General features: G+C 44.1%; 3 protein-coding genes. 2 read left to right on the plus strand and 1 reads right to left on the minus strand.

Features of this window, described 5'->3' with window-relative positions; all coding sequences use genetic code 11:
- Window positions 1-4,342: S-layer homology domain-containing protein (locus AC1DUA_RS15955; protein ID WP_477500708.1), on the plus strand; the 4,342-nt coding region annotated here is incomplete at its 5' end.
- Between the two features lie 172 nt (window positions 4,343-4,514).
- On the opposite strand, the gene AC1DUA_RS15960 is transcribed toward AC1DUA_RS15955, so the two are convergent.
- Window positions 4,515-4,664 (minus strand): hypothetical protein, encoded by a 150-nt coding sequence (locus AC1DUA_RS15960; RefSeq protein ID WP_477500709.1) that lies wholly within the window; start codon window positions 4,662-4,664, stop codon window positions 4,515-4,517.
- 779 nt (window positions 4,665-5,443) lie between these two features.
- Between AC1DUA_RS15960 and AC1DUA_RS15965 the strand changes: the two genes are divergently transcribed.
- On the plus strand, window positions 5,444-7,140 hold a 1,697-nt coding region (locus tag AC1DUA_RS15965; RefSeq protein ID WP_477500710.1), incomplete at its 3' end, for an exo-alpha-sialidase.

Consider the following 7,140-nt stretch of genomic DNA (forward strand, 5'->3'; position numbering starts at 1 on the left):
GGGCTATGATCTGGATTATATCGGAGCTAATCAGAACGAACAGTTTAATGGGACATCACAGCAGGCTAGAGACTACATTGTAAATATATTAAGGCCTACATTAGACAATAACGGTCTCTCAAACGTTAAGATCGTAGGTCCCGATATCTTAAGCACCGATTGGGCATTTGCCAACCAAGTCGTGAGTGATTCGGCTTTGAAAAATGCGGTTGCAGCGATCGGATATCACTACGTCAATAGTTCATCCACTAGTAATGCTCAGAATAGTGGACTGCCGATTTGGGAAAGCGAAGGCTGGACTGGCATCGGGGATTGGACGGGTTCACTTAATTTAGCAAAGGAATTGAATCTCAACTATATTAATGCCAAACTTACGAAAACGGATGTTTGGCACGCAATTAGCTCACAATACAATAATGCCACTTGGGCACATTCGGGCATCATGGAGGCCAACACGCCGTGGTCAGGTCATTATATTGTTCAGCCTGCAATTTGGGCAACAGCTCATACAACGCAGTTTGCACAGCCCGGATGGCAATATCTGGACAGCGGCAGCGGAGTTGCTGCAGGAGGAACCTCCTATGTGACATTCAAAAAACCTAACAGTAATGACTATAGTATAGTACTTGTAACAGGTAGTTCACCAGAATCGATGACCTTTAACCTGTCTGGAGGACTTTCTACCGAAGCAGTTCATGTTTGGAAATCGAATAGTAGTGCTCAGTTTGTGAAGCAAAATGATATTCAGGTAAGCGGAGGCTCGTATTCTATTCATTTAGAGGCCAATTCTATCTATTCATTGACAACAACGACGGGCCAACAGAAAGGTATTGCTGCAAATCCAATACCGGATAATAGTTCGCTTGGTAACAGCTATAGTGAAAATTTTGAGAGTTACACTGCAGGACAAACACCAAAATATACGTACGATATTGAAGGAGCATTTGAAGTAAGCAACAGCTATGGTGGCGGAGCTGGAAAGACGTTGCGGCAGGTCATTTTAAAACCGCAAATTTCATGGAATAGCTGGGGAAATTATGCAAATCCAAGTGCATTTACCGAATTCGGAGACTTAAGTTGGCAGAACTATGATTACAGTGCGGATACATTGATAGAAAATTCCGGTGCGGTAAGTATTTACGGAAGGGTGGGCAGTGCTTTAGCCGGTGGAAATGTGTCTGACTACAAAGGCTACAGGCTTAGCATTTACAGTAACGGGCAATGGTATCTAGGTTATGGTGATCCTTATACCTATGAGACTGGTAATGATGTCGTCCTTGCAACAGGAACAATTACCGGGTTTTCAGCGAATACTTGGCACAATTTAAAGTTGTCCTTTATGGGAACTAGTATTAAAGCGTACGTTGATAATAATCTAATCGCTTCTGTCTCTGATAGTAGGCGCGGAAGCGGAATGGCTGGTTTAGGTAGTGGATGGAACCAGGCACAGTATGACAATATTCAAGTTTCGGTTAAAAGAACCGTGAATGATAATGAAACTGGGTCAGGAACCGACCAATTCGAATACAGCTCAGGCTGGGGTTACACGTCATATGAGTCTGGTGCGTACAGCAACGACAATCATTATTCGAACACGGCGAACGCTTATGCGCTGTTGCATTTTAATGGCACCAAAGTTCAGCTTTATGGGGCCAAAAACAATAATCAGGGGATTGCGGCCATTTCTGTTGATGGTGGGCAAGAAACGATGGTCGACACGTATGCTTCAGCAAGATCGGACCAGCAACTGCTTTTTGAAAGTGACAATTTGGCGAATCAGGAGCATGTGCTGAAAATCCGTGTGACTGGGCAGAAAAATGCCAGTGCGAGCAATACCTACTTGTCGTTGGATCGTGCAGATATTAAAAATGTGGATGCCGGCAATGATTTGCTTGCGCTAATAGCGAATGCACAGGATAAGCATGACAGCGCAGTTGAAGGCAGCGACGTCGGGCAACACCCGACTGGTTCGAAGCAAACATTGCAAGCAGCCATTGATGCGGCGAAGCAAATAGCGAGTAGTAGTCAAGTTACACTACTGCAATTGCAGCAAGCAACTACTTCTTTGAACAATGAGTTACAAGCATTCGAAGCTGCGAAGATAAATGATGTAAAGGTTCAATCGATCACGCTTACAAGCCCATCGGCAACGATAAGCGTCAAGAACGGAAATCTTAAATTAGATGCAATGGTGCTCCCGGCAAATGCAATGAACAAGACAGTAACATGGGCTGTGTATGAAACCAATGGCAGTACCGTCTCGGATAAAGCACTTATCGATTCGACTGGTTTGCTAATAGGATTGAAAGACGGGGTCGTGAAAGTAGTTGCAACAGCAACGGATGGTTCGAACATCCATGGTGAGAAAATCATTACAATTTCTGGCCAAAGTCTGAACCCTGATCCAGGCACTGAAGCTGTAAATGTTGCTTCAATCAATATTACAAGCGCAACGGCAACGATCAGCATGAAAGGCGGGAGCCTTTTATTAAGTGCAACAGTACTTCCAGCAAATGCAACGAACAAGACAGTGACATGGGCTGTGTATGAAAATGATGGCAGAAACCTCTCGGATAAAGCAACCATCAACTCAATTGGTTTGCTGACAGGCTTGAAGGACGGGGCTGTGAAAGTAGTTGCAACAGCAACGGATGGTTCGAACATTCATGGTGAGAAAACCATTACAATTTCTGGTCAAAGCCTGAACCCTGATCCAGGCACTGAATCTGTAAGCGTTGCTTCAATCAACATTACGAGTGCAACGTCAACGATCAGCATGAAAGGCGGGAGCCTTTTATTAAGTGCAGCAGTGCTTCCAGCAAATGCAACGAACAAGACAGTGACATGGGCTGTATATGAAGCTGATGGCAGAACCGTCTCGGATAAAGCGATCATCAATTCGACTGGTTTGCTGACAAGCTTGAAGGACGGAGTCGTGAAAGTAGTTGCAACAGCAACGGATGGTYCAGCAATTTCTGGAGATAAAGTGATCACATTATCCGGGCAAAATGTCGTACCAGGTTCTGGTTCTAACTCTGGTTCCAGTAACGGTGGTGGTTCAACTGGTTCAACATCTAGCACTAGCGTCCCAGTAAAACCGCCAATTACCGAAGATTCGAGCCGTTATGTGCCTAATGAAACGGAAAGTCGGATTGATCCTGTGCAGGATGGGGTAACAGTGATCATCAATCGTGAACGTCTGGCGCAGAAGTTAGCAGCTCTTCGTGCAGCAACGGGTACGGACCATGATACGCTCCATATTTACATGCCAGGTGATCATTCATCGAATACGTTAGAGTTGCCGTTGGATGTCTTGCGCAGCAGTCTTAAAGAAAATCAAGGAACAAATTTGATTGTCCATAGTCAATTCAGTACCTATGATCTGCCGCTTTCGATACTAAACTTGACAGGTGCAGATCGTATGGATGCTGGCGCTGTGCTCATTATTCGAATGGATAAAGCGAAAAGCCAGCAAGAACAGCAATTTGAACAAGCTATCTCAAAAGAAGGTTTGAAGCAAGTAAGCGATATGATCGATTACAAAGTTATTCTCAAATCCAAGGACAAAGAAGAAGAGATTCATAACTTTGGAAATACTTTTGTGAAACGCGTGATACAGATAGATGGTGTCATCCAAGACCCTTCTACCGCTACTGCAGTTGTATTCGATCCTCTGACTGGGGAAATGCAATTCGTGCCAGCTGTATTCATGGTGAAAGATGGGAAAACAGAAGCAACGATTACCCGGAATACGAACAGTATGTATGCCATCGTTCAGAACAAGAAAACATTTGACGACATGGCTGGGCACTGGGCGCAGAAGGATGTTGAGTTGCTAGCTTCCAAAATGATTATCAATGGCACATCGGATCACACGTATACGCCGGAGATGCAAGTGACTCGAGCCCAGTTTGTAGCCATGCTTGTAAGAGGACTGGGACTATCGACAGAAGCGTTGCCAGCTGCATTTACAGATGTAACTGCTACTCAGTGGTATGCCTCAGAAGTGGGTACAGCCGCTAAATATGGTTTGGTCCAAGGCGTATCCAAAGGGTTATTCAACCCGGATGAACATATTACGAGGGAGCAGATGGTCGTTATTCTGATGAAAGCTGTTGCACTCGTTCAAGGGACAGCGAAAACGGATGTTAAGGCTACAACGCAATTCGCAGATCAAGACCAATTGTCGGATTATGCCCGTAGCGCAGTATCAGAAGCTGTTGATAAGGGATTGGTGCATGGGAAAACAGAAACAACGTTTGCTCCGCAAGACGTAGCCACTCGTGCAGAGGCTGCGGTAACGATCAAACAAGCCTTGCAGCATTTGAAATTAATTAATTAGAGGTTATTCAATTATGATGGGGCTGTCTCATAAGTAGATAAATCTACTTGAGGGCAGCCCTCTTTTCTTTATATCGCTGCTTTCTTAAGCCGATTATGGCMAAGGGAAAGCCAACCTACCTCAAGGTCAACTTTGGGCCAGCCGCACACATCCATGTATCCTCTTTCTCATCCTAGCTCCAATTGTCGATTTTACTGACGTCGCGGTGATAGGTGCTATATTTCACTATGCCTTCAAGCTGATCTTGTTCTAGATACGTGTAATTTTCTTCTCTGCCATAACCGCATCTGCAATAATGGTTCCGGGTAGCTTTTCTTTTCAAGGGATGACTTCACCTTTTCTAAGGTCTATTAACCATTTGGGACAGCCCCTTTTCCAACGTACACTTGATGGTGGTACAAGATGTAAAAAGTGCAGTAAATTTGCATCTGAACCAGCTGTAAGTACGGAATGATGTAAAAAGTACATCAAATATAGCGACATTGCGCTATTTTCGGTGGTATCGAAGAGATTAACTGCACAAAATGCATGATTATCTCCGAAACCATGGATAATACGAAAATTTGCTGCACTATTTGCATCAAATTAGATAATGTCCGCTACGATTTCCCCTTGCGCGTCATCTCCGCAAGACCAACCTCCTGCTCATCGGTCACCCAGCCCTAAATCTTGATCAAGTGGCTGATCCCTCAAGGTCTATTGACCTTTTTGGACAGCCCCATTTTTTTCGTTCCCAGGATGCGGCGTAATCATCCGACGAAAATTGGTCATTTACAGCGCGATGACTTCTATAGATTGCCTTCGCACGACTCCTTATCGTGCAATATGACTTTTTGCATCATAGCGGAGAAATGAATCATGGTCCAAATAGCGGAGAAACGGAACTTTTAACGCCAATTTGGCTATTCAAATAGTCAAAAACGGTATGCTATGCTCCTCGTGTAAGACAAACCAATTACATGGGAGGCTTTATTCTATGAAATAAAAATTGGGGAAGTTGATTTACTGTTCGCTCATGTAAACGTATACAAGTGTGAAAAACGTGTGTTAAAGAGTAGCTTTTATTAACAATATGAAAGGACGTGACCCCGTTTGAAGAAGATGAAACATGTAACCCTCTTATTAACTATTATGTTAATTTTTAGTATGTTTAATGCTGTAGTTGCGGATGCGGCAGCGCCAGAGGGCATTAGTCATGCTAGAATGATGCCCGTCGACAACATTGCCAATCACGGTTCCACTATGGTTGAACTGCCAGATGGCACACTTTTTTCGGTATGGTTTAACGGAAATGGAGAAAGAGATGGGAACTTGACCAAACTGATCGGTTCTCGTTCGAAAGATGGCGGGAAAACTTGGACAGAACCATTTGTTGTTTATGATACTTGGGATTTCCCGGATAACAACCCGGTTCTTTTCGTAGATAGCCAACAAAGACTATGGTTGTTCTACGGCGTCATATACAATGGCCAATGGGTATCTACTCAAACTAAATTTATGTATGCCGATATGGGCAACTACGAGTATGCCGTACGCAATGGCGGAAATGCGAAGTGGCACTATCCACAGCCCTTGTACACGAATGTAGGTGAAGGCATGTTTGGCGAAGGCAAATACTCCAATGGACAGTGGACCTATGGCATCAAGGGTGCTGAAATTAAGTTTGTAAATCCAAGCTCTGTGACTGCTGCAACTTATCTGGACCCGTCGCAGTATGTACCTGTCACTACAAGGTTTGGCGGCGCTACTCGTTATATTACAGACAGCTTTGTTGTTTCGATGAGAAATAAATATGAACAGTACGTTTCCTATTTAAAGTCCGCTAAGCCTTACGACGATGTTTATGCGGGTAGAACGGATGAAATCATCACCATGCTTACCACGGGAGTCTCTGTCAAAGAGCCGTCCATTATTAAAAATTCCATTGAGCGTTCTTCTGGTGCTGACAATGATGTAAATACATGGGGGCCAATTTATCGTAGGCTTGGATGGCAAACTAAAAATAAGCCGATTGAAGTCACACTTGCAGATGGCGTAACCAAAAGATTAATTTTGCCGTTGTATTCAGATTCATTGGCGAATTCAGTTTGCGCGTACACGGATGATCACGGCATCACCTGGAAATTCAGTGACCCGATTGTAGGATCAGGAACGATCCAAGGCTCGCTGATTCAAAAGAAAGATGGCACGATTCGCGGTTATTTTAGAAGCGGTAAGTTAGATGGCAGAAATGGACGGATGGCTTGGCACACGACATACTCAGAGTCTACCGATTTCGGAGTTACGTGGAGTGTTCCGAGAGTCGATCCTTATTTGAAAAATGACGGCGGCTTTGAACTTTCCAAGCTTCCAAATGGCGACTGGCTGATTGCTACAAATCAAGAAACCTCACGCAGCGTAGTTAAGAAAACGCTAGATGGTAATAGGAATTCTTTCAGTTTGTTGTATTCTTCTGATGAAGGATTGACTTGGAAGCCGACTATGATTAAGAACGGTATGAATAATGGCGAGAGCTACGAATACCCGTCCGTCCTCGTTGATAGAGCTGGGAATGCTTTGATGAACTATACGTATAAAATTCCTGGAGCTGGTGCAACGATTGGCTTCTCCAAGATTGCAAGCAGTGAGATTGGGACGTTGTTTGATTCAGTTATAACAGCAACTTATGGTGCTGGAAGCTCGCCGACTGTTGACAGTGTTACAATGTTGCCGACAATTGAACTGAAAGAAGGACAGAGTACACAACTGACCTACAACCTAACGATAGGCGGACAATCGTCCGATGCAACAATGGATAC

The organism is Paenibacillus sp. 01T422 (genome assembly GCF_056398785.1).